Raw genomic sequence first — 23,833 nt, forward strand, 5'->3', positions numbered from 1 at the left:
CCTCGGGCGTGAAGTCGTCAGGGGCAGGGGTGACGGGGGCAGGAGCGAAGGGGGTGTCGGGTGGCGGGTGGCGGGTGGCGGTGGTCAGCGAGCCGCCTCGGGGGCGTTCGCGTAACCGGTCGCGGAACCCCCGCCGAGCTGGAGGAAGACGGGCGGGACGGTCGCGCCGGCCACCGTGCCCAGGGAGAGGACGGCGTGGCCGGAGGGCAGCGCGTGCGCCAGATCCGAGGGCGACCAGCGCTGGCGCTCGACCCGACGGGTGGTGACGCTCTCGGTCTGCACCCGCTCCCCCTCCAGAACCGAGCGGATGGAGCGGAACAGCCGCCGGAGCATGCCGCCGGAGAGGTCGGGGGTGCGGGTCACGTCCCGCTCGTTCACCCAGACCGTCCCCCACGCCTCGGAGAAGAGCCGGCCGTCCCAGGGGGCCAGGCCGGGGAAGGCCATCCGGCAGCCCACCGCGCCGAAGAGCGGGTTGCGCAGCGACTCCGGCAGGTCGGAGAGGCTGCGGAGGGCGAGCACCGCGCCCGCGTTGGCGCCGCGGATCCGCTGCAGCCCGCGGACCGCGTGCGAGTCGACGGCGGCCGAGGCGTCGTCCACCACCAGCCCGGCGAAGAGCGAGCGGTCCCGGCGCGCGGCGGCGGCGTGGAGGAACTGACCGACCGCCAGGCGGGAGACGATCCGGGCCGCCTCCGGGTACGCCGCCTCGGGCAGCGCGATCCGCACCCGGAGGGGATGCTCCAGGGCGCGCAGGGCGAAGAGCGGGAGGACGGGGGCGGGAGCGGCGGCGGAGGCGGAGGCCGAGGCGGTCGCAGCGGCGGGGGGCTTCCGGTCTTCGAGCGGCTGGGCCGCATCGCTCGGCTCTGCCGATTCGGCGGGATCGGACGGATCCGCCGGCTCGGCCGAGGGGTTGAAGGAGTCGGCCAGGCCGGGCCGGTCCAGCAGCGCCAGCCGGTCGGCCAGTAGCGCGCCGAGGTCGTCCGCCCGCCCATGCTGCCGCTCCCGCGCCTCCAGCTCGCGCTGATGCGCCGTGAGCTTTCCGGCCGCTGCCAGCGTCCCCCGCAGCTCCTCCCAGTCGGCGGGTTCGCCCCGGAGCAGCGCACAGAGCTCGCGGACGCCCGGGTTTCGGCCGTAGCCGGCGCGGAAGGCGGCCAGCACGGTGCGTACCGTCCCGCGCGCGCCCTCGGCGCGCAGCGCGAGCTCCTCCGGGAGCAATGCGTCGGCCAGCCGCGCGGCGGCCTCGTCCAGCACCCCGGAGGCGCCGTAGAGGTCCAGTCCGTATCGGCCCCGCGCGGGGTCGCCGGGCGCGATCACCACGTCGTACCAGGAGTCCGGGCCCAGCTCGGCGTCGGCCGCGCCGACCACCACGGTCACCGCGGTGCCGCAGAGCGCCTGGAGGCAGAGCGACTCGGCGACCGGCCGGGTCAGCCCGGCCGTCTTGCCGGTCGCCGCCGGGCCGACCGCGAGCAGCGAGGTGCCGAGCAGCGAGGGATCGAGGGCCACCTCGACCCCCCGGTACTCACTCGGGTTGCGCGGCACGTCCGGTGCCTCGCCGAGCCGCACCTGCGCGCGGAGCAGATCGTGCCCGGTGGGCGAGCGGTGCGGCAGGTCGCGGGCGCCGGAGGGATGCGCGAAGGCGGCCGCCCCGGCCCGGCGCAGCTCCTCGACGAACCCGGCGAACCGGCCGGGGGCGGCGACGGCGGAGCGCCAGGCGCGGTGCAGCCGGGTGTGGTCGACGTCCATCACGCGCTGGGCGGCCGTCTCCGCGTCCAGCAGGGCCAGCGCCTCGGCGGGGACGGCCGGCCGAAGGGCCTCCCAGGGGTCGGCGGACACGTGCGGCGCGGACTGCGGCGGGCGCGGGACGACCCCGTCAGGACGACGCGCGGCCCCCTGGCTCGGGACCGACGCCTGCTCCGGCTGATCATGCGTCACCAGCCGGGCCAGAAGCGGCCGGAGGAACCGCCGGTAGACCAGCGGCCAGCGGCCCATCCGCCCGAAGACCTTGACCAGCACACCGATCACGACCAGGTAGGCCAGCAGCAGCACCACGGTGTGCAGAGCCCCGCCGGAGCCGCCCCCGGGCACGATCGAGAGCACCAGGTAGATCAGCACGCTGCCGCCGTAGAGCAGCACCACCCAGGCCACCACCAGGTTGAGCGCGGCCCGCAGCAGCAGCCGCCAGGCCGGCAGCGGCGGACGGTCGTCCTCCACCTCGGCCGCCGGGTCGCCCGGGAGGATGTGGTCGGCGCCTGGGGCGCCCTTGCCCGCCGCGCGGCCGGAGCCGCCGCCGGCACCGCTCGCGCCTCTCCGCCGGCGGGGCTCGGGTCCGAGGGCATAGACGCCGGGAGCCGCCTCGGCCCGGCGCCGGGCCGCGAACCAGCCCACCAGGTCGAAGCCCTGATACCGCGTCGGCCGCTCAGGCGCCGGACGCTCGGGCGCCGGGCGCTCAGGCATCTGCCGCTCGGGCGCCGGGCGCTCAGCCGTCTGCCGCTCAGGCGTCCGCGCCTCGTTCGAAGCCTCCGGCCGCGTCGAAGACGCCGTCGACGGCGGCGTGGCCACCCCCGAGGTCGCAATCGGCTTCGCGTCCTGATCCATCCCAGCCCGCTCCCAGACCCGCACCGCTCAAGACTCCCCATTCCCCGCGTCGCCAATGTAGTGGAGGCGCAGCCCGCTGCGGAGAGGCGCGCAGACCGCGCGGCCGAGCGCGACCACCGGCGCAGTCGATGGACCCGGCGGACAGAACCCCGCGCAGATCGCTACGTTTCGTAGCATGCGGGCCCCCGCACCCCGCCCTAGCCTGCACCTCAGATCAACCGACGGGAGACCCCACCATGAGCGCTGCTCTGCCCGGCGGGCCCTCGCTTCCCCAGGAGCGCCGCCTCGTCACCGCCATCCCCGGCCCGAAATCCCAGGAGCTGCACGCCCGTAAGGCAGCGGCGGTCGCCGCCGGTGTGGGCACCACCCTGCCGGTGTACGTCACCCGCGCGGGTGGCGGCGTCATCGAGGACGCGGACGGCAACTCGCTGATCGACTTCGGTTCCGGCATCGCCGTCACCAACGTCGGCAACAGCGCCGAGGCCGTGGTCGCCCGCGCCACCGAGCAGCTGGCCGCCTTCACCCACACCTGCTTCATGGTCGCCCCCTACGAGGGCTACGTGGCCGTCGCCGAGCAGCTCAACGAGCTCACCCCGGGCGACCACGAGAAGCGCACCGCCCTCTTCAACTCCGGCGCCGAGGCGGTGGAGAACGCGGTGAAGATCGCCCGCGCCTACACCAAGCGCCAGGCCGTCGTGGTCTTCGACCACGGCTACCACGGCCGGACGAACCTCACCATGGCGCTCACCGCCAAGAACATGCCGTACAAGAACGGCTTCGGCCCGTTCGCCCCCGAGGTCTACCGGGCGCCGCTGGCCTACCCGTTCCGCTGGCTCACCGGCCCGGAGAACTGCGCCGAGGAAGCCGCGGCACAGGCCATCGACCTGATGAGCAAGCAGATCGGCGGCGAGAACATCGCGGCCATCATCATCGAGCCGATCCAGGGCGAGGGCGGCTTCATCGAGCCGGCCAGGGGCTTCCTGACCAAGCTGGTCGAGTACGCCAGGGCCCACGGCATCGTCTTCGTCGCGGACGAGATCCAGACCGGCTTCTGCCGCACCGGCCAGTGGTTCGCCTGCGAGGACGAGGGCATCGTCCCCGACCTGATCACCACCGCCAAGGGGATCGCCGGCGGCCTGCCGCTGGCCGCGGTCACCGGCCGTGCCGAGATCATGGACGCCGTCCACGGCGGCGGCCTCGGCGGCACCTACGGCGGCAACCCGGTCGCCTGCGCGGCCGCGATCGGCGCCATCGAGACGATGAAGTCCCAGGACCTCAACGCCAAGGCGCGGAAGATCGGCGAGACCATGCTTCCCCGCCTGCGCTCGATCCAGGAGAAGCACGCGGTCGTCGGCGACGTCCGCGGCCGTGGCGCGATGATCGCCGTCGAGCTGGTGAAGCCCGGCACCAAGGAGCCGGACCCGGAGACCACCGCGGCCATCGCCAAGGCCTGCCACAACGAGGGCCTGCTGGTGCTCACCGCCGGCACCTACGGCAACGTGCTGCGCTTCCTGCCGCCGCTGGTGATCCCCGAGCACCTCCTCACCGAGGGCCTGGACATCCTGGAGCGGGCCTTCGAGGCCCACACCTGATCGACCTCGGGCAGGAACACGAAACCTGCACAGGAATGCGAGGCCCCGGTTCCGGCCATAGGACCGGGGCCGCGCTACCCTCTGAGGCGATATCGCGAATCCGCCGTATCAGCAGGCCCCTGAGAGCCCAGGGGCCATGTGGCGTTACGCAGCGCAGACGTTTGCCGCGGCGCCAAGTTGTGCTGCCTTCCGTGAAGAATCTGTGAGGGCCTTATGGCAGATAGGCGACCCCACGACTGCATCCGGTCGCGGTGACGTACCGTCATTCTCGGATGGACAAGCGGCACCTGTCGGTGACTCAGCGAAATCGGCAGCGACGCCGGCAACAGAGGCAGCGAGCGCAGCAGCACGATCCACGAGCCGAGCAAGCGCATCCCGAGCACGACATCTCCGAGGACACCACCTGCGCGGGCAGCAGCCCGCATCCCCACAGCCGATCGACCGACCGCCCGGCCCACACCCCCCGGGACGCGCGGAGCGGCGATCGCCCCGGCCGCCCTGGAGCTCTCCCCCCTGCTCCAGGGCGGCTTCCTCGTTCCCGCGCCCGATGGGCGGCGGGCCTGGCGCTCCTCGCGGCGGCCGTCTTCGCTCTCCTCACCCAGCAGGTCCTGAGCCACGGACCACTGCTCGCCGTCGATCGCGCCGTACGGGACCACGTCCAGTGGACGGTGGCGGAAAAGCCGCTTCCCGCCCTCCACGTGAACGGCCTCGCCGAGTACTGGAGCGACCTCGGCAACAGTCTGGTCGCCGTACCTCTGCTCGCGCTCTGTGCCGCCGTCTCGGCCTGGGCCGCGCGGCGGGCCGGGCGGGACAGGTGGTGGGCGCCGCTCGCCGCCGCGGGCGCGGCGGCTGTTCTGCTGACGGCCACGGTGGTTCCCGCCAAGGACGCCATCGCCCGGCCGGGCCCCTCCGGCGCCGCCACCGGCAGCACCGGCCTCGGCTACTTCCCCTCCGGACACGCCTCGACGGCGACCGTCTGCCTGGTCACCGGCGCCTGGCTGCTCTCGTCGGCGGTGGCCGGCCGGTGGGCACGCCGGGTGCTGGCGCTGCTGACCTCCGTACTGTGCCTGGGAGTCGGCGCGGCACTGATCTGGCGCGACTACCACTGGCTGCTGGACGTGATCGGCGCCTGGACGCTGGCCGCGATGGTGGTCTGGTGCGTGGCGCGCTGGGCGCCTCGGCCTGGGCCCGAGGCTGGAGCTGGGCCCGAGGCTGGGCCTGGGCCCGGAGCTGGAGCTGGGCCCGGAGTTGGAGCTGGGCCCGGAGCTGGAGCTGGGCCCGGGGCCGGGCAGGCCGGCCCGGACCTGTCGCCGGATCAGACCACGCCGAGCTGACGGACGGTCTGGTCGACGATCTCCTCCGGCGTGCCGCCGATCGGCACCACATACGGGTGCTCGTCCTCGGTCGGCTCCTCCAGCGTGGCGAACTGGGTCTCCAGCAACTGCGCCGGGAAGAAGTGCCCCTGACGGGCGGTGAGGCGGGACGCTATCAACTCCCGGCTGCCCTTCAGATACACCAGCCGCACCTGCGGCCTGTTCTTCCGCAGGAGATCCCGGTAGGAGCGCTTGAGCGCGGAGCATGTGACGACAGCCGAGCGCCCTTCGGCGATCCGGCCGTCCATCCACTCCGCGATGGTCTCCAGCCAGGGCCAGCGATCCTCGTCGGTGAGGGCGTGGCCGGCGGCCATCTTCTGCCGGTTGGCCTCCGAATGGAAGTCATCCGCCTCGGCGTACGGCCAGCCGAGCCGGCCGGCCAGCATCGAACCGACAGTGCTCTTCCCGGACCCCGAGACGCCGAGCACCAGCACGATGATGGGCTCCGCTGCCGCATTCGTACTACTTTTTGTCACATCCCTATCCTCGCAGGTCGGTCGGCGTGATCCAGCCCTTTGCCACGACTGATCGGTCACAGTCGAGGCGACGGGCGAGGGGCGAGGGGCGACGGCGGACCGGTGCACACGGAAGGAAAAAGCAAGAGGGCCCGGAACGGATGTGAATCCGTTCCGGGCCCTCTCTCAATGTTTGTTCGGCGGCGTCCTACTCTCCCACACCCTCCCGAGTGCAGTACCATCGGCGCTGGCCAGCTTAGCTTCCGGGTTCGGAATGTAACCGGGCGTACCCTGACCGCCATGACCACCGAAACACTATGAAGAAATCTGCCTGTGGCAGGCTGTTTCTTCAGAACAACACAGTGGACGCGGAGCAACTATGGACAAGCCCTCGGCCTATTAGTACCGGTCACCTCCACCCCTCACAGGGCTTCCAGACCCGGCCTATCAACCCAGTCGTCTACTGGGAGCCTTACCCCAACAAGTGGGTGGGAGTCCTCATCTCGAAGCAGGCTTCCCGCTTAGATGCCTTCAGCGGTTATCCCTCCCGAACGTAGCCAACCAGCCATGCCCTTGGCAGAACAACTGGCACACCAGAGGTTCGTCCGTCCCGGTCCTCTCGTACTAGGGACAGCCCTTCTCAAGACTCCAACGCGCACAGCGGATAGGGACCGAACTGTCTCACGACGTTCTAAACCCAGCTCGCGTACCGCTTTAATGGGCGAACAGCCCAACCCTTGGGACCTACTCCAGCCCCAGGATGCGACGAGCCGACATCGAGGTGCCAAACCATCCCGTCGATATGGACTCTTGGGGAAGATCAGCCTGTTATCCCCGGGGTACCTTTTATCCGTTGAGCGACGGCGCTTCCACAAGCCACCGCCGGATCACTAGTCCCTACTTTCGTACCTGCTCGACCCGTCAGTCTCACAGTCAAGCTCCCTTGTGCACTTACACTCACCACCTGATTGCCAACCAGGCTGAGGGAACCTTTGGGCGCCTCCGTTACCCTTTAGGAGGCAACCGCCCCAGTTAAACTACCCACCAGACACTGTCCCTGATCCGGATCACGGACCCAGGTTAGACATCCAGCACGACCAGACTGGTATTTCAAGATTGACTCCACCACCACTGGCGTGGCGACTTCACCGTCTCCCAGCTATCCTACACAAGCCGAACCGAACACCAATATCAAGCTATAGTAAAGGTCCCGGGGTCTTTCCGTCCTGCTGCGCGAAACGAGCATCTTTACTCGTAGTGCAATTTCACCGGGCCTGTGGTCGAGACAGTCAGGAAGTCGTTACGCCATTCGTGCAGGTCGGAACTTACCCGACAAGGAATTTCGCTACCTTAGGATGGTTATAGTTACCACCGCCGTTTACTGGCGCTTAAGTTCTCAGCCTCGCCCAGACGAATCCAGGCTAACCGGTCCCCTTAACGTTCCAGCACCGGGCAGGCGTCAGTCCGTATACCTCGCCTTACGGCTTCGCACGGACCTGTGTTTTTAGTAAACAGTCGCTTCCCGCTGGTCTCTGCGGCCACCACCAGCTCACACCGCAAGGGTGATCACCAGCAATGGCCCCCCTTCTCCCGAAGTTACGGGGGCATTTTGCCGAGTTCCTTAACCACAGTTCACCCGAACGCCTCGGTATTCTCTACCAGACCACCTGAGTCGGTTTAGGGTACGGGCCGCAACAGCACTCGCTAGAGGCTTTTCTCGACAGCATAGGATCATCCACTTCACCACAACGGCTCGGCATCAGGTCTCAGGCACATGTCGCGCGGATTTGCCTACGCAACGCCCTACACCCTTACCCCGGGACAACCACCGCCCGGGCTGGACTACCTTCCTGCGTCACCCCATCGCTCACCTACTACAGACTTGGTCCGCCGGCTCCACCACTCCCCCTCACTCCGAAGAGATCAGGGGCGGCTTCACGGGCTTAGCATCACCTGGTTCAGCGCTGGCGCACTGCCACGGGTACCGGAATATCAACCGGTTGTCCATCGACTACGCCTGTCGGCCTCGCCTTAGGTCCCGACTTACCCTGGGCAGATCAGCTTGACCCAGGAACCCTTGGTCAATCGGCGCAGGAGTTTCCCACTCCTGAATCGCTACTCATGCCTGCATTCTCACTCGTGAACCGTCCACCCCTCGCTTCCGCGGAGGCTTCACCCGGCACACGACGCTCCCCTACCCATCCAGACACCCGTTGGGGCTATTGTCTGAACGACACGACTTCGGCGGTGCGCTTGAGCCCCGCTACATTGTCGGCGCGGAATCACTTGACCAGTGAGCTATTACGCACTCTTTCAAGGGTGGCTGCTTCTAAGCCAACCTCCTGGTTGTCTCTGCGACTCCACATCCTTTCCCACTTAGCACACGCTTAGGGGCCTTAGTCGATGCTCTGGGCTGTTTCCCTCTCGACCATGGAGCTTATCCCCCACAGTCTCACTGCCGCGCTTCACTTACCGGCATTCGGAGTTTGGCTAAGGTCAGTAACCCGGTCAGGCCCATCGCCTATCCAGTGCTCTACCTCCGGCAAGAAACACACGACGCTGCACCTAAATGCATTTCGGGGAGAACCAGCTATCACGGAGTTTGATTGGCCTTTCACCCCTAACCACAGGTCATCCCCCAGGTTTTCAACCCTGGTGGGTTCGGGCCTCCACACGGTCTTACCCGCGCTTCACCCTGCCCATGGCTAGATCACTCCGCTTCGGGTCTTGAGCGTGCTACTGAAAACGCCCTCTTCGGACTCGCTTTCGCTACGGCTACCCCACCCGGGTTAACCTCGCAACACACCGCAAACTCGCAGGCTCATTCTTCAAAAGGCACGCAGTCACGAGGATGTGCAAGCACACCCCGACGCTCCCACGGCTTGTAGGCACACGGTTTCAGGTACTATTTCACTCCGCTCCCGCGGTACTTTTCACCATTCCCTCACGGTACTATCCGCTATCGGTCACCAGGGAATATTTAGGCTTAGCGGGTGGTCCCGCCAGATTCACACCAGATTCCTCGAGCCCGGTGCTACTTGGGAAACAAGCAAGCAAGTCGCTGACGTTTCAGCTACGGGGGTCTTACCCTCTACGCCGGGCCTTTCACATGCCCTTCGCCTACACCAACGATTTCTGACTCACCGACCGGCCGGCAGACCGATCAAGCTCGCTCCCACAACCCCGCCTGCGCAACCCCTGCCGGGTCTCACACACAAACGGTTTAGCCTCATCCGGTTTCGCTCGCCACTACTCCCGGAATCACGGTTGTTTTCTCTTCCTGCGGGTACTGAGATGTTTCACTTCCCCGCGTTCCCTCCACACTGCCTATGCGTTCAGCAGCGGGTGACGACCCATGACGATCGCCGGGTTTCCCCATTCGGACACCCCCGGATCAAAGCTCGGTTGACAGCTCCCCGGGGCCTATCGCGGCCTCCCACGTCCTTCATCGGTTCCTGGTGCCAAGGCATCCACCGTGCGCCCTTAAATACTTGGCCACAGATGCTCGCGTCCACTGTGCAGTTCTCAAGCAACAACCAACCACCCACCTGTCCAAGCATGGGGTCGGCACTGAAGACACATCCGTGCCCTCAGGACCCAACAGCGCGCCCGGACCGGCCTGCTGACACGGCCTCACGTTCCACGCCCCAAGGGGCAGTACTGGTGAGCCGGCCAAGCCAGCCGATCCGAATAGTCAACGTTCCACCCATGAGCTACCACCGCCGGACGTGTGCCGGCGTAGTGGCCTCTGCACCCGCAGACGCGGATGAGAAGTGCTCCTTAGAAAGGAGGTGATCCAGCCGCACCTTCCGGTACGGCTACCTTGTTACGACTTCGTCCCAATCGCTGGTCCCACCTTCGACGGCTCCCCCCACAAGGGTTGGGCCACCGGCTTCGGGTGTTACCGACTTTCGTGACGTGACGGGCGGTGTGTACAAGGCCCGGGAACGTATTCACCGCAGCATGCTGATCTGCGATTACTAGCGACTCCGACTTCATGGGGTCGAGTTGCAGACCCCAATCCGAACTGAGGCCGGTTTTTTGAGATTCGCTCCACCTTGCGGTATCGCAGCTCATTGTGCCGGCCATTGTAGCACGTGTGCAGCCCAAGACATAAGGGGCATGATGATTTGACGTCGTCCCCACCTTCCTCCGAGTTGACCCCGGCAGTCTCCCGTGAGTCCCCGGCATAACCCGCTGGCAACACAGGACAAGGGTTGCGCTCGTTGCGGGACTTAACCCAACATCTCACGACACGAGCTGACGACAACCATGCACCACCTGTACACCGACCACAAGGGGGCGCCCATCTCTGGACGTTTCCGGTGTATGTCAAGCCTTGGTAAGGTTCTTCGCGTTGCGTCGAATTAAGCCACATGCTCCGCCGCTTGTGCGGGCCCCCGTCAATTCCTTTGAGTTTTAGCCTTGCGGCCGTACTCCCCAGGCGGGGAACTTAATGCGTTAGCTGCGGCACCGACGACGTGGAATGTCGCCAACACCTAGTTCCCAACGTTTACGGCGTGGACTACCAGGGTATCTAATCCTGTTCGCTCCCCACGCTTTCGCTCCTCAGCGTCAGTAATGGCCCAGAGATCCGCCTTCGCCACCGGTGTTCCTCCTGATATCTGCGCATTTCACCGCTACACCAGGAATTCCGATCTCCCCTACCACACTCCAGCCTGCCCGTATCGAATGCAGACCCGGGGTTAAGCCCCGGGCTTTCACATCCGACGCGACAGGCCGCCTACGAGCTCTTTACGCCCAATAATTCCGGACAACGCTCGCACCCTACGTATTACCGCGGCTGCTGGCACGTAGTTAGCCGGTGCTTCTTCTGCAGGTACCGTCACTTGCGCTTCTTCCCTGCTGAAAGAGGTTTACAACCCGAAGGCCGTCATCCCCCACGCGGCGTCGCTGCATCAGGCTTGCGCCCATTGTGCAATATTCCCCACTGCTGCCTCCCGTAGGAGTCTGGGCCGTGTCTCAGTCCCAGTGTGGCCGGTCGCCCTCTCAGGCCGGCTACCCGTCGTCGCCTTGGTAGGCCATCACCCCACCAACAAGCTGATAGGCCGCGGGCTCATCCTGGATCGCCGGAGCTTTCCACCCCCCACCATGCGGAGGAGGGTCATATCCGGTATTAGCACCGGTTTCCCGGTGTTATCCCAGAATCCAGGGCAGATTGCCCACGTGTTACTCACCCGTTCGCCACTGATCCACCCCGAAGGGCTTCACCGTTCGACTTGCATGTGTTAAGCACGCCGCCAGCGTTCGTCCTGAGCCAGGATCAAACTCTCCGTGAATGCTTTAAAATAGAGCATCACGCAGAGGATGTGAATCCTCGCTGTGATTCTTCAAAGGAACCTCGCCGCCTCGGAAACCGAGACAGACGGGGTGTTTTATAGTCTGGCGTTGACTTTTGGCACGCTGTTGAGTTCTCAAGGAACGGACGCTTCCTTCGGGCCGGTATCCCTCCGGCGCCTCCGGGCGCTTCGTTCGTTTTCTACCTTACCAGACCGTTTCCGGCGGTTCGGTTTCCGTCTTTCCTTCGGCCTTTCGGCCTCCGTTCCGACGAGTGAAACTCTAGCGGATTTCCTCTTGCGAGTGAAATCGGCGCTGTTTTCCGAAAACAGGCACACGAATGCCCGGGCGTCTGGTTTCGGGTTGGTCGCCCGGAGTTCCGTCGGGCGACTGGTGAACACTACGCCATGACCGAGCCCGCGCCCAAATCCGCTGGTCAGCGGAGTGGACGCGGGCTGCGGGGACGGTGCGCGGCGGGCCCCCGGGTCAGTCGTGGGTCGGGAAGCCCAGGTTGATGCCGCCGTGCGAGGGGTCGAGCCAGCGCTGGGTGACGACCTTGCCCCGGGTGAAGAAGTGGACGGCCTCCGGGCCGTAGGCGTGGCTGTCGCCGAAGAGGGAGTTCTTCCAGCCGCCGAAGGAGTAGTAGCCCACCGGCACAGGGATCGGCACGTTCACGCCGACCATGCCGACCTCCACCTCGTTCTGGAACTTGCGGGCCGCTCCGCCGTCGTTGGTGAAGATGGCGGTGCCGTTGCCGTAGGGGTTCCGGTTGATGAGGTCCAGGCCCTCCTCGTAGGAGGAGACGCGGACCACCGAGAGGACGGGGCCGAAGATCTCGTCCGTGTAGACCGACATGTCGGGCTTCACGTTGTCGAAGAGGGTCGGGCCGAGCCAGAAGCCGTCGGCGGTGCCGGCGCCGTTGGCGTCCTGCTCGGTGATCTTGTGCTTGCGGCCGTCCACGGCCAGGGTGGCGCCGTCGGCGACGCCGGACTCCAGGTACGAGGTGACCTTGTCCCGGTGGGCGCCGGTGACCAGCGGGCCCATCTCGGACTCGCCGTTGCAGCCGGGGCCGACGGTGAGGCCGGCCATCCGCTGCTTGATCTTCTCGATCAGCTCGTCGGCGATGGTGTCCACGGCGACCAGGGCGGAGACCGCCATGCAGCGCTCGCCGGCCGCGCCGAAGCCCGCGTTGACCGCCGCGTCGGCGGCCTGGTCGAGGTCGGCGTCCGGCAGGACCAGCATGTGGTTCTTGGCGCCGCCGAGGGCCTGGACGCGCTTGCCGTAGCGGGTGCCGGTCTCGTAGACGTAGCGGGCGATGGGGGTGGAGCCGACGAAGGAGACGGACTTGACGTCCGGGTGCTCCAGCAGGCGGTCGACCGCGACCTTGTCGCCGTGGACGACGTTGAAGACGCCGTCCGGGAGGCCGGCCTCCTTCCACAGCTCGGCGAGGAAGTTGGCGGCGGACGGGTCCTTCTCGGAGGGCTTGACGATGACCGAGTTGCCGGCCGCGACGGCGACCGGGAAGAACCACATCGGCACCATCGCCGGGAAGTTGAACGGCGAGATGATCGCGACCGGGCCCAGCGGCTGGCGGATCGAGTAGACGTCCACGCCGGTGGAGACCTGCTCGCTGAAGCCGCCCTTCAGCAGGTGGGCGATGTTGCAGGCGAACTCGACGACCTCCAGGCCGCGGGCGATCTCGCCGAGCGCGTCCGAGTGCACCTTGCCGTGCTCGGAGACGATGATCGAGGCCAGCTCGTCCTGGCGGGCGTTGAGCAGCTCGCGGAACCTGAACAGCACCTGGGTGCGCTTGGCCAGCGAGACGTGGCGCCAGCTGCCGAAGGCGGCGAGGGCGCTCGCCACCGCGGCGTCCACGTCGGCGATCTCGGCGAAGTCGACCTGGCCGGTGACCTGACCGGTGGCCGGGTCGTACACGTCCCCGCGGCGCGGGGCGCTGCCGGCGGTCGATGCCGACTTGCCGGCGATCCAGTGGGTGATGTGCTTGGACAAGGTCTTCCTCCGGGCTGGGCTGGTGGGGCCGGGTCTCGTTGCTGAGGGGCTGCCACCAGTCTGGGAGCGCGGGGGGCTCCGCTCAATCAGCAGGGTGTCGGTCGTATGGGGGTTCGCCTTACAGATAGTCGGCGGCGGCCTCGTGGAGGGCCAGTTCGAGGGTGGCGGGATCGTTGAGGCGGCCGCTGCCGTCGGGGGCGACCAGCCAGGTGGGGGTCGCCGAGCGGGGCAGCGAGCGGGTGGGGTGCGGGACCACGATCCAGGTGCCGGGCCCCACGCAGCGGGTGTTCTTGCCGACCCAGCGGGCCGCCGTGCCGGTGGGGACGAAGAAGCCGACCCGGCGGCCGCCGTGGTCGGCGAGGACCGGGCCGGGACGGGTGCGCGGGGAATCGAGGAGGACGTCCAGGGTGGTGCGGCCCAGGGGGCCGGGGACGATGAGGACGTCCCAGCGGACGCCGGCGGGAAGGGTGGCCACGCCGGTGGGGCTGCGTTCCCATTCCCGGCGGCAGGCGCTCGGGTCCGGCGCGGCTGCGGCCAGCCAGTCGATGGCGTGTTGTGCTGAGGCCCCCATGATTCGCCCTCTTCCACTGCGAGCTGCTTCGCGTCTTGTTGGACGCCGCGTCAGCAAGCGCCCTGCAGTGGGAGAGCGGGTGGGGGCCCGGCTCTTACATGGGTTACCCAAGATTCTTTCTGCCCCGGCCCCGCCCTTTCGCCGTTTCCCGGGGCCGCCGCCCCGGACCCCGCTCGGCTGCCGGGATGGAACCGCAGGGCGCATGCGGGGGCGCCGGAACTGCGCGACCAGCCACTACGGCACCGCGCATGGCGGGGCCACCGGGGCGCAACCCGAACTCCTCCCCCAAGCTCTTCGAGCAGGGGGAACCCTTAGCCGAGTGCGGCAGGCCGCCTGGCCGGGCGCGCGGTTCCCCGCGCCCCTGGATGCGTCCCTCGGGCTTTCCCCAGGGGCGCGCGGGCCGGAGGTGCGTCAGCTGTCGAAGCCCAGGCCGAGTCTGTCCATGGTCTTGAGCCAGGCGTTGCGGTGGCCGGCGTTGCGGTCGGCCTTCGCGAGGGACCAGCGGGTGAGGGAGATGCCGGTCCACTTCAGCGGCTCGGGCGGGAACGGGAGGGGCTTGCTGCGGACCATCTCCAGGCTGGTGCGTTCGGTGGGGCTGCCCGCGAGGAGGTCCAGCATGACGTCCGCGCCGAAGCGGGTCGCGCCGACGCCGAGGCCGGTGTAGCCGGCCGCGTAGGCGACGCGTCCCTCGTGGGCGGTGCCGTAGAAGGCGGAGAAGCGGGCGCAGGTGTCGATCGGCCCGCCCCAGGCGTGGCTGAAGCGGACGCCTTCCAGCTGCGGGAAGGCGGTGAAGAAGTGGGCGGCGAGCTTGCGGAACGTCGCCGGCCGCTGGTCGTGCTCGGCGGCGACCCGGCCGCCGTAGTGGTAGACCGCGTCGTAACCGCCCCAGAGGACGCGGTTGTCGGCGGAGAGCCGGAAGTAGTGGAACTGGTTGGCGGAGTCGCCCAGGCCCTGGCGGTTCTTCCAGCCGATGGCGGCGAGCCGGTCGTCCGTCAGGGGCTCGGTCATCAGGGCGTAGTCGTAGACCGGGACGAGGTAGGGGCGGACCCGCCGGACGAGGTTCGGAAAGATGTTGGTGCCCAGGGCCACCCGGCGGGCGAAGACCCGGCCGTAGCCGGTGCGGACGGCCATCCCCGCGCCGTGCCGGGAGAGGCTCTCGGCGCGGGTGTGCTCGTAGATGCGGACGCCGAGGTCGAGGCAGGCGCGCTTGAGGCCCCAGGCGAGCTTGGCCGGGTGGACCATGGCCACGCCGTCCTTGTCCCAGAGCCCGCCGAGGAAGGTCGGCGAGTCCACCTCGGCGCGGAGGGCGTCGCGTTCCAGGAGGACGGGCTCGCTGCCGTACTTCGGCATCAGCTCGGCGGCCTCGCGGAGTTCGTCCAGCTGGTAGGGCTCGGTGGCGACGTCGATCTCGCCGGTGCGCTCCCATTCGGCGTCGATGCCGTAGCGGGTGAGGGTGTCCTCGATGGCCTGGAGGTTGGCCGCGCCCAGCTCTTCGAGCCTGCGGAGCTCGTTCGGCCAGCGCTCCAGGCCGTTGCCGAAGCCGTGGGTGAGCGAGGCGGCGCAGAAGCCGCCGTTGCGCCCGGAGGCGGACCAGGCGATCTCGTTGCCCTCGACGAGGACGACGTCCGTCTTCGGGTCGCGCTCCTTGGCGAGGAGGGCGGTCCACAGACCGGAGTAGCCGCCGCCGACGACGAGCAGTTCGGTGTGCTCGTCGCCGACCAGGGCCGGGAGGGCTTCCGGCTTCGACGGGTGGTCGAGCCAGAACGGGGTTGGACTGGCGTCTGCGAGTGAGAGGGCCGGGTCCATCGGTATCAGCTGCTTTCGAGGTGATGCGTGGTCGAGAGGGTTCTCAGTGCGCGGACTTGGCCCGGGCGCGGCCGAGCCACTGGGAGAGGGCGATGATCACCATGGTGACGATGAGCATCAGGGAACCGATGACGTCGATCTGCGCGGGGTAGGCGCGCTGCACCGACCCCCAGATGTACATCGGGAAGGTCTCCCGCTGGCCCGCGGTGAAGACGGTGATGATGTAGTCGTCGACGGAGAGGGCGAAGGAGAGGAGGGCCGCGGCCGCGATCCCGGGGGCCACCAGCGGCAGGGTGACCTTGCGGAAGGTCTGCAGCGGGGTGGCGTAGAGGTCGCCGGCGGCGGCCTCCAGGGTGGGGTCCATGCCGGCCAGCCGGGCCTTGACGGTGACCACCACATAGCTGAGGCAGAACATCACGTGGGCGATGGTGATGGTGACGAAGCCCATCGAGCCGGGGCCGATGGTGTTGAAGAAGAGGGCCGCGAGGGTCGCGCCCATCACCACCTCGGGGGCGGCCATCGGCAGGAACAGCAGCGAGTTGATGCCGGACCTGGCCTTGAAGCGGTGCCGGACCATGGCGAAGGCGATCATCGTGCCGAGGGCGGTGGCGACGATCGTCGCCAGCAGGCCGATCTGCACGGAGAGCCCGAGGCTGCTGCACATCTCGCTGCTGGCGCAGGGGTTGGCCCAGGCGCTCAGGGAGAACTTGTTCCAGTCGTAGTCGAACCTGCCCACCGGCTGGTTGAAGGACATCCACAGGATGACCAGGTTGGGCGCCAGCATGAAGACGAAGACCAGGAAGGTCACGGCGGCCAGCAGGTGGGCGCGGATCCAGCCGCCGATCCGGGCCCAGGCGCCGGGCGAGGGCGCCGCGCCCGGTGCGGACGGGGTGGACGGCGAGGACGGGGTGGTGGCGGTGGCGGTCGTCATCAGAGCAGGTCCTCCGTACCGGCCTTGCGGATGTAGAGCAGCACCAGGATCAGGGTCCCGGCCATCAGCACCACGGAGATCGCGGAGCCGACGGGGTAGCCGGAGGTCTGGCGGAGGAACAGGTCCTCGATCTTCTGGCCGACCACTCCGGTGTTGGGGTTCCCGAGGAGCTGGGCGTTGATGTAGTCGCCGACCGCGGGGATGAAGGTCAGCAGGGTGCCGCCGACCACGCCCGGCATGGAGAGCGGCAGGGTGATGCGCCGCCAGGTGGTGAAGGGGCTGCAGTACAGGTCGCTGCCGGCCTCGTGCAGCCGCGGGTCGATCTTCTCCAGCGAGGTGTAGAGCGGGAGGATCGTGAACGGCAGGAAGTTGTAGGTCATTCCGCAGACCACGGCGGCCGGGCTGGCCAGCACGTGGTTTCCGGTCGTCCAGCCGAGCGCGGTGGTGAGCGGGATGACGTGGAGGCTGTTGAGGGTGTGCACGATCGGCCCGTTGTCGGACAGGATCGTCTTCCAGGCGATGGTGCGGATCAGGAAGCTGGTGAAGGACGGCACCACCACCAGGGCCATCAGCAGGCTCTTCCACTGCCCGCCCTTGAAGGCGATGAAGTACGCGGTGGGGTAGCCGAGCACCAGGCAGAAGACCGTGCAGAGCACCGAGTAGAGCAGCGAATGGCCGTACTGGGGCAGGTAGTCGGCGATCGCATGCTGGTAGTTCCCCCAGTCCCAGGTGAGCTGGTACCCCATGTCGGAGTTGCCGGACTGGACCGAGGCCAGGACCGAGGTGAGGATCGGCGCCAGGAAGAAGACGATCAGCCAGAGCAGTCCGGGCAGCAGCAGCCACCAGGGGGTGAGGTTGCGCCGCCGGCGGGGTTCCGCGGGGGTCACCTCCCCGGGCGCGGCCGGGGGCGCCGCCGTAGTGGTGGTCGTCACGCCGCCTCCTCGTCCGCGTCGGCTCCGGCCTGGATGTCCTGCTCGCCGTCGAGTCCGAAGCCCTGGGAGGGGTCCCAGTGGACGACGACCTCGGCGCCGGGCCGCTGGATCTCCTGTCCGGTGTTCTGCTCGAAGACCGCGAGCTCCTCGCCGGAGGGCAGTTCGACCAGGTACTGGGTGGAGACGCCGATGAAGGAGGCGTCGGTGACCTTGCCGGTGAGGTGGTTGGCGCCGCTCGGCACCTCGGCCTCGGTCTTGGCGATCCGCACCTTCTCCGGGCGCACGCCGAGGATGACCGGCCCGCTGGTGGTGCGGCAGCGGGCGGCCGGCAGGGCGAGGCTGCGGCCGTGCGCGGCGACCTGGACGACGTCGCCGGAGACGCTCTCCACGGTCCCGGCGATCAGGTTGGACTGGCCGAGGAAGTTGGCGACGAAGGTGGTGTTGGGGTTCTCGTAGAGCTCGGCCGGGGAGCCGAGCTGCTCGATCCGCCCGTGGTTCATCACCGCGATGGTGTCGGCCATGGTCATCGCCTCCTCCTGATCGTGCGTCACATGCACGAAGGTGAGGCCGACTTCCAGCTGGATGCGCTTGAGCTCGATCTGCATCTGGCGGCGCAGCTTGAGGTCGAGGGCGCCCAGCGGCTCGTCCAGCAGCAGCACCTGGGGCTGGTTGATCAGCGCCCGGGCGAGGGCGATCCGCTGCTGCTGGCCGCCGGAGAGCTGGGTGGGCTTGCGCCGGGCCAGGTGGCCGAGTTCGACCAGGTCGAGCATGTCCTCGACCGGCTTCTTCACCGACCTGATGCCGCGCCGGCGGAGGCCGAAGGCGACGTTCTCGAAGATGTCGAGGTGCGGGAAGAGGGCGTAGTTCTGGAAGACCGTGTTCACCGGCCTGCGGTACGGCTTGCGGTCGGTGACGTCCTGGTCGCCGAGGTGGATCCGGCCCGCGGTGGGCGCCTCGAGCCCGGAGATCATCCGGAGGGTGGTGGTCTTGCCGCACCCCGAGGCGCCGAGCAGGGCGAAGAAGGAGCCCTGGGCGATGGTGAGGTCGACGCCGTCCACCGCGGTGAACGAGCCGAACTTCTTGGTCAGGCCGGTCAGGCGGAGATCGCCGCGCTCACCGTCCAGTACGTCTGTGGAATACCCAGCCTGGGTGCTCATCCCGAGCCCCTCCTTCGTGCGCTGCTCTGCGTTCTGCGCCGCCCTGCGATCGCCGCGGGCGCGCGTGGCGCACCGGCCTGCGGGCCGGTGCGCGGGCCGGTGCGGCCCTCCGTCGGGGGTCCGCCCGCTACTGGCCGGTGACCTGCTGGAAGCGGGTGGTGTAGTCGTCCAGCTTGGCGAGGCTGATGGACATGAAGTTGTGGGCCTTGGCTCGCATCGCGGAGGTCGGCACGACCAGCGGGTTCTTCGCGGCGCTCGGGTCCAGCTTGGTCAGCGCCGCCTCGGCGCCGGTGACCACCGGGATGTACTCGATCCAGTCGTCGAGGGTGGCCGCGACCGAGGGCTGCAGGTAGTAGTTCATCAGCAGCTCGGCGTTCTTCTTGTGCTTGGCGTAGTTGGGGATGACCATGTTGTCCGACCAGGCCAGCAGCCCCTCCTTGGGGAGGTCCACGGTGACCAGGTTGGGCTTCCCCAGCTGGGCGACGTCGCCGGAGTACGCCATGGTGACGGCGGTGTTCCCCTGCTGGAAGTCGCTGAGGTAGTCGTTGCCGGTGTAGGCGCGGATCTGGCCGGCGTCCCGGGCCTTCTTCACGTAGTCCAGGGCCTTGGCGAACTGGGCGTCGGTGAAGTTCGTGGGGTTGTAGCCGAGGGCGAGGAGGGCCGCGCCCATGGTGTCCTCCATCTCCGCGAAGAGGGACACCTTGCCCTTCAGGTCGGGGCGGGTGAAGAGCTCGGCGTAGGACGTGATCGGCGTCTTCACCAGGTTCTTGTTGTAGGCGATGGTGGTGTAGCCGTACGCCCATGGCGTGGAGAACCGGCGTCCGGGGTCCTGGGGATAGTCGAGGACGGTCGGCAGGATGTTCTTGTGGTTCGGGATGTTCGACAGGTCGAGCTGCTGGATGTAGTTGTACTGCCGGTACTTGGGCAGCATGTAGTCGCTGACGACCATCAGGTCGTAGCCGGTGTCGACGCCCTTGACCAGCGCCGGGTTGATCTTGGTGTACCAGTCGTTGTTGTCGTTGATCACCTCCAGGTAGGTGACCTGGATGCCGGTCTGCTTCTCGAAGGCGGCGAGGGTGGGACGCAGGTTGGGGTTCTTGTCGTCCACGTCGATGTAGGCCGGCCAGTTCGCCCAGACCAGCTTCTTCTCGGAGTCCGACAGGTCGGTCTTGGCGGCGTGCCCGACCTTCGGCCCGTTGCTCGCGGAGGAGCCGGCGGCGCCCTTGACACCGCAGGCGGAGAGGGCGGCGGCGCCGGCCGCGGCCATCCCCCCGGCGGCTATCCCGCGCAGCAGCGAGCGGCGGCTGAGCTCGCGCTCCTTGGCGGCCAGGGTGGAGCGCAGGCGGGTGCGGTTGACGAACCGCCCGGGGTCGAACGGGGAGTTCGGGCTGGAACCGGTCATCGACTCGGCCTTTCGTGAGGGGAGTGCGGTAAGCCGTGGACACCGAGAGAAGAGGGCCGCCGCCCGGGCCGCGGGGCCGCGGGCGGCGGCCGGAGTGCTAGACGTCTCCGAAGATCGTGCGGTGCCAGCCCTTGCGGGCGACCGCCGTGGTGTCCTGCATGACGTGCTTGATCTGCGTGTACTCGTCCAGCGAGTACTGCGACATGTCCTTGCCGTAGCCGGAGGCCTTGTAGCCGCCGTGCGGCATCTCGCTGATGATCGGGATGTGGTCGTTGACCCATACGCAGCCGGCCTGCAGCTCGCGGGTGGCGCGGAGCGACCGGTACACGTCCCTGGTCCAGGCGGAGGCGGCGAGGCCGTACGGGGTGTCGTTGGCCAGCCTGAGTCCCTCGTCGTCGGTGTCGAAGGGGAGGACGACCAGGACCGGGCCGAAGATCTCCTGCTGGACGCACTCCGCGTCCTGCGGGACTCCGGTGATCAGTGTCGGACGGTAGTAGGCGCCGGCGCTGAGGTCGGCGCCGTCGTGGCCCTTGTCGGGGGCCTCGCCGCCGGCCGCGATGACGGCTCCGGCGGCGCGGGCCCGCTCGACGAACCCGGCCACCGCGTCCCGCTGCCGGTGCGAGATCAGGGCGCCGAGGTCGGTCGCCGGGTCGGCGGGGTCGCCGATCCGGATCCGCCCGAAGAGCTCGGCGACGCCGGAGACGAAGTCCTCGAAGAGCGGGCGCTGGACGTAGGCGCGGGTGGCGGCGGTGCAGTCCTGGCCGCCGTTGATCAGCGCGCCGGCCACGGCGCCGTGCACCGCGGCCTCCAGGTCGGCGTCGTCGAAGACCACGAACGGGGCCTTGCCGCCGAGTTCGAGGTGGCTGCGCTTGACTCCGCGCACCGCGAGCTCACCGACCCGCCGGCCGACGGCGGTGGAGCCGGTGAAGGAGACCATCCGCACGTCCGGGTGCGACACCAGCCGCTCCCCCGCCGAACTCCCCTGCCCGGAGAGGACGTTGACGACCCCGTCCGGGATGCCCGCGGCCTTGGCGGCCTCGGCGAACATCAGCGAGGTGAGCGGGGTGTTCTCGGCCGGCTTCAGCACGACGGTGTTGCCGGCCGCGATCGCCGGGAGGATCTTCCAGGCGGCCATCTGCAGGGGGTAGTTCCAGGGGGCGATGGAGCCGACCACGCCGATCGGCTCGCGCCGGATCGAGGAGGTGTGGTCGCCCGAGTACTCGCCGGCCGCCCTGCCCTCCAGGTTGCGGGCGGCGCCGGCGAAGAAGGCCGCGTTGTCCACCGTGCCGGGGACGTCGAACTCCCGGGAGAGACGGATCGGCTTTCCGGTCTGGGCCGTCTCGGTCTGCGCCAACTCCTCGGCGGCGGAGTCGAGTTCGGCGGCCAGCCGGGTCAGGGCGGCGGACCGGTCGGCCGGGGTCGCGGAGGACCACTCGGGGTAGGCGGCGGTGGCCGCGGCGACCGCCTCGTCCACGTCCTCGGCGGAGGCCAGGCGGTAGGTCAGGAGCTCGCCGCCGCTTGCCGGGTCGGTGAGCCGGAACTCCTCTCCGCGGCCGGGGCGCCGCCGACCGGCGACGTACTGGGCCCCCGGAGGGGTTCCGAGGGTGGGGCGTTCCATTGGATCTTGCCTCCTGGCGCTGGAGCGCTCGTGCGTTCCGCCGGTGTGACCCGGTGGTCGGCGATATTGGCAGAGCATTCGTCGGCCGACAAGGGATTCCGTTGTTGCCATTGCGTAAAGCCACGGATTTCAAGCCGAATGACAGCAATGACCCACAGGGGCGGGCCTTCGACTCCGTGACCCTCCCCCGGGCCGAGGCATCGGGGCAACTGCCAGGGCGACAGCCCACCGGCGATTCCCCTTACACACTGCAATCCGAAAATCAAGGGGTGACTCCGACACCTCGCTATGGCAACGTCTGAATCGCTTGACACTCTGCGCACCCGCCCCCGTCACTCCGGCCCGCGGTGTGCCCACGCTGAGGAGGAGCGGTGTTCCCGACTGTCGCCCGAGTCCTGGAACTCGACGCGCTGCGCCGGGGCCTCCCCGAGGTGGTGGCCGGGCGGGAGCGGCTGGACCGCCCGGTGCGCTGGGTGCATGTCAGCGAACTCCCGGACGTGGCGGGCGTGCTGCGGGGCGGCGAACTCATCCTCACCACCGGCATCGCGCTGCCGGAGCAGCGCGAGGGCCTGGCCCGCTACGTCCAGGACCTGGACGAGGTGGGCGTCGCGGGGCTCGCCGTGGAGTTCGGCCGGCGGTACTTCGAGACGCTGCCGAGGGCCCTGGTGCACGCGGCGGAGCAGCGCGGGCTGCCGCTGATCGCGATCCGCCGGGAGGTCCGCTTCGTCGCGGTGACCGAGGCCGTGCACGCGCTGGTGGTCAACGCCCAGCTGGAGGAGCTGCAGGCCTCCGAGGAGGTCCACCAGATCTTCAACGAGCTGGCGGTGGAGGGCGCCGAGCCGACCGAGGTGGTCCGCCAGGTCGCCCGGATGTCGGGGCTGCCGGTGGTCCTGGAGAACCTCTCCCACCAGGTGCTGGCGTACGACGCCGCCGGGCAGGACCCGCAGCCGCTGCTGGCCGACTGGGAGAACCGCTCGCGCGGGGTCCGCCCGCCGGGCCGTACCGGGCACGACCCCAGGACCGGCTGGCTGGCCACCGCCGTCGGAGCGCGCGGCCAGGACTGGGGGCGGCTGGTGGTGCTGGGCTCCCCCGCCTCCGCGCAGGAGGGGGCGGTGCCGGCGGCCCCGCCGCAGCGGCTCTCCATCCTCGCCGAGCGGGCCGCGGCCACGCTGGCGCTCAACCGGCTGCTGGTGCGCGACCGCGAGTCACTGGAGCGGCAGACCCACCGGACGCTGATCTCCGGCATCCTCACCCATGCGCTGACCGTCTCGGAGGTCTCGCTCCGCGCCTCGGCGCTGGGCGTGCCGCTGGACGGGCGCCGGCTGGTCGGCGTGGTGGTCCGGCAGCGCGGTGGCCCGCTGCCGGGCGCCCTGGAGGCGCAGGCGCGGCTGCGGGACTTCACCGAGACCGTGGCCGCGGCGGTACGGGAGCGCCGGCTGACCGCGCTGGTCGGCGGTCTGGACGACAGCGGCGTCGGCATGCTGCTGTCGCTGGGCCCGCAGGACGACGAGCACCAGGCGCTGGAGGGCTTCGCGGAGTCGCTCTCCCGGGGGACCCGGCGGGCGGCGGCGGGCGGCGGAGGCGGGGGAGGCGGCCGGTCGCCGGTGATCGCGGCCGGCTCCTCGGTCGGCTCGGTGCGGGACGCCCGGCGCTCGCTGCTGGAGGCCACCCAGGTGGCGGACGCGGCCCTGCACGACGCCCCCGGGGGCAGCCGGGGGACCTCCTACTACCGGCTGCCGGACGTCCGGCTGCGCGGCCTGCTGCATCTGCTGCGCGACGACGTGCGGCTGCAGACGTACGTGGAGCGGGAGTTGGGGCCGCTGCTGGCGTACGAGGCGGAGCACGGGGGCGAGTTGGTGCGGATGCTCCGCATCTACCTGGAGCACGGTCGGAACAAGTCCGCGGCGGCGGACGCGGCGCATCTCTCCCGCCCGTCCTTCTACGACCGCCTCCACAAGGTCGAGCGGGTCCTCGGCGTCGACCTCGGCCAGGTCGAGTCCTGCCTGTCGCTGCACGTGGCCCTGCTGGCGCTGGACGCGGTCCGCCGCTAGCCCCCCGGCCCCGCATGAGCCCGAAGGGTGTGTGGCCGGCCCCCT

13 protein-coding genes and 3 rRNA genes are annotated in these 23,833 nt (G+C 68.9%); 3 read left to right on the top strand and 13 right to left on the bottom strand.

What is annotated here, in order from left to right:
• Window positions 1-84 precede the first annotated feature (84 nt).
• Window positions 85-2,451, bottom strand: coding sequence for a hypothetical protein (locus BS73_RS38230; RefSeq protein ID WP_051939928.1), 2,367 nt, complete (start codon window positions 2,449-2,451; stop codon window positions 85-87).
• 377 nt (window positions 2,452-2,828) lie between these two features.
• On the opposite strand from BS73_RS38230, the gene gabT reads away from it, so the two are divergent.
• Window positions 2,829-4,184, top strand: a complete 1,356-nt coding sequence (gabT, locus tag BS73_RS14180; RefSeq protein ID WP_037572372.1) for a 4-aminobutyrate--2-oxoglutarate transaminase — start codon at window positions 2,829-2,831, stop codon at window positions 4,182-4,184.
• A gap of 668 nt (window positions 4,185-4,852) precedes the next feature.
• Window positions 4,853-5,518, top strand: coding sequence for a phosphatase PAP2 family protein (locus BS73_RS38235; RefSeq protein ID WP_161789668.1), 666 nt, complete (start codon window positions 4,853-4,855; stop codon window positions 5,516-5,518).
• On the opposite strand, the gene BS73_RS14190 is transcribed toward BS73_RS38235, so the two are convergent.
• The 12 genes from BS73_RS14190 to BS73_RS14245 form a co-directional block, all read right to left on the bottom strand.
• Window positions 5,500-6,033, bottom strand: a complete 534-nt coding sequence (locus BS73_RS14190) for a gluconokinase (protein WP_037572374.1) — start codon at window positions 6,031-6,033, stop codon at window positions 5,500-5,502. The genes BS73_RS38235 and BS73_RS14190 overlap by 19 nt on opposite strands.
• A gap of 174 nt (window positions 6,034-6,207) precedes the next feature.
• Window positions 6,208-6,324 (bottom strand): 5S ribosomal RNA (rrf, locus tag BS73_RS14195).
• Window positions 6,325-6,391: 67 nt separating this feature from the next.
• A 23S ribosomal RNA gene (locus BS73_RS14200) occupies window positions 6,392-9,509 on the bottom strand.
• A 287-nt stretch (window positions 9,510-9,796) separates the two neighbouring features.
• Window positions 9,797-11,312: ribosomal RNA gene (locus BS73_RS14205) — 16S ribosomal RNA — on the bottom strand.
• The 16S, 23S and 5S rRNA genes sit together here, the layout of an rRNA operon.
• A 484-nt stretch (window positions 11,313-11,796) precedes the next feature.
• Window positions 11,797-13,320, bottom strand: coding sequence for a CoA-acylating methylmalonate-semialdehyde dehydrogenase (locus tag BS73_RS14210; RefSeq protein WP_037572376.1), 1,524 nt, complete (start codon window positions 13,318-13,320; stop codon window positions 11,797-11,799).
• Between the two features lie 118 nt (window positions 13,321-13,438).
• Window positions 13,439-13,891, bottom strand: a complete 453-nt coding sequence (locus tag BS73_RS14215; protein WP_037572378.1) for a hypothetical protein — start codon at window positions 13,889-13,891, stop codon at window positions 13,439-13,441.
• Window positions 13,892-14,302: 411 nt separating this feature from the next.
• A complete protein-coding gene (locus BS73_RS14220; RefSeq protein WP_037572385.1) occupies window positions 14,303-15,697 on the bottom strand; it encodes an NAD(P)/FAD-dependent oxidoreductase in 1,395 nt (464 codons plus the stop codon).
• Window positions 15,698-15,740: 43 nt separating this feature from the next.
• Complete coding sequence (locus BS73_RS14225) at window positions 15,741-16,628, bottom strand: ABC transporter permease (protein ID WP_084704054.1); 888 nt, start codon at window positions 16,626-16,628, stop codon at window positions 15,741-15,743.
• The gene (locus BS73_RS14230) at window positions 16,628-17,560 is read right to left on the bottom strand and encodes an ABC transporter permease (RefSeq protein ID WP_037572387.1); all 933 of its coding nucleotides are present in this window, start codon (window positions 17,558-17,560) and stop codon (window positions 16,628-16,630) included. Before BS73_RS14230 ends, BS73_RS14225 begins: the two co-directional genes overlap by 1 nt.
• Window positions 17,557-18,717 (bottom strand): ABC transporter ATP-binding protein, encoded by a 1,161-nt coding sequence (locus BS73_RS14235; RefSeq protein WP_037572389.1) that lies wholly within the window; start codon window positions 18,715-18,717, stop codon window positions 17,557-17,559. Before BS73_RS14235 ends, BS73_RS14230 begins: the two co-directional genes overlap by 4 nt.
• 127 nt (window positions 18,718-18,844) lie before the next feature.
• Window positions 18,845-20,119 carry an ABC transporter substrate-binding protein gene (locus tag BS73_RS14240; RefSeq protein WP_051939930.1) on the bottom strand — a complete coding sequence of 425 codons (1,275 nt, stop codon included), beginning with the start codon at window positions 20,117-20,119 and terminating at the stop codon, window positions 18,845-18,847.
• Between the two features lie 97 nt (window positions 20,120-20,216).
• On the bottom strand, window positions 20,217-21,737 hold the full coding sequence (locus BS73_RS14245) for a gamma-aminobutyraldehyde dehydrogenase (protein WP_037572391.1): 1,521 nt from the start codon (window positions 21,735-21,737) through the stop codon (window positions 20,217-20,219).
• A gap of 371 nt (window positions 21,738-22,108) precedes the next feature.
• On the opposite strand from BS73_RS14245, the gene BS73_RS14250 reads away from it, so the two are divergent.
• Entirely contained in the window at window positions 22,109-23,788 is a 1,680-nt protein-coding gene (locus BS73_RS14250; RefSeq protein ID WP_037572393.1) for a PucR family transcriptional regulator, read from the top strand.
• Window positions 23,789-23,833 lie beyond the last annotated feature (45 nt).

The organism is Phaeacidiphilus oryzae TH49 (assembly GCF_000744815.1).
GTDB classification, from domain to species: Bacteria; Actinomycetota; Actinomycetes; order Streptomycetales; family Streptomycetaceae; genus Phaeacidiphilus; species Phaeacidiphilus oryzae.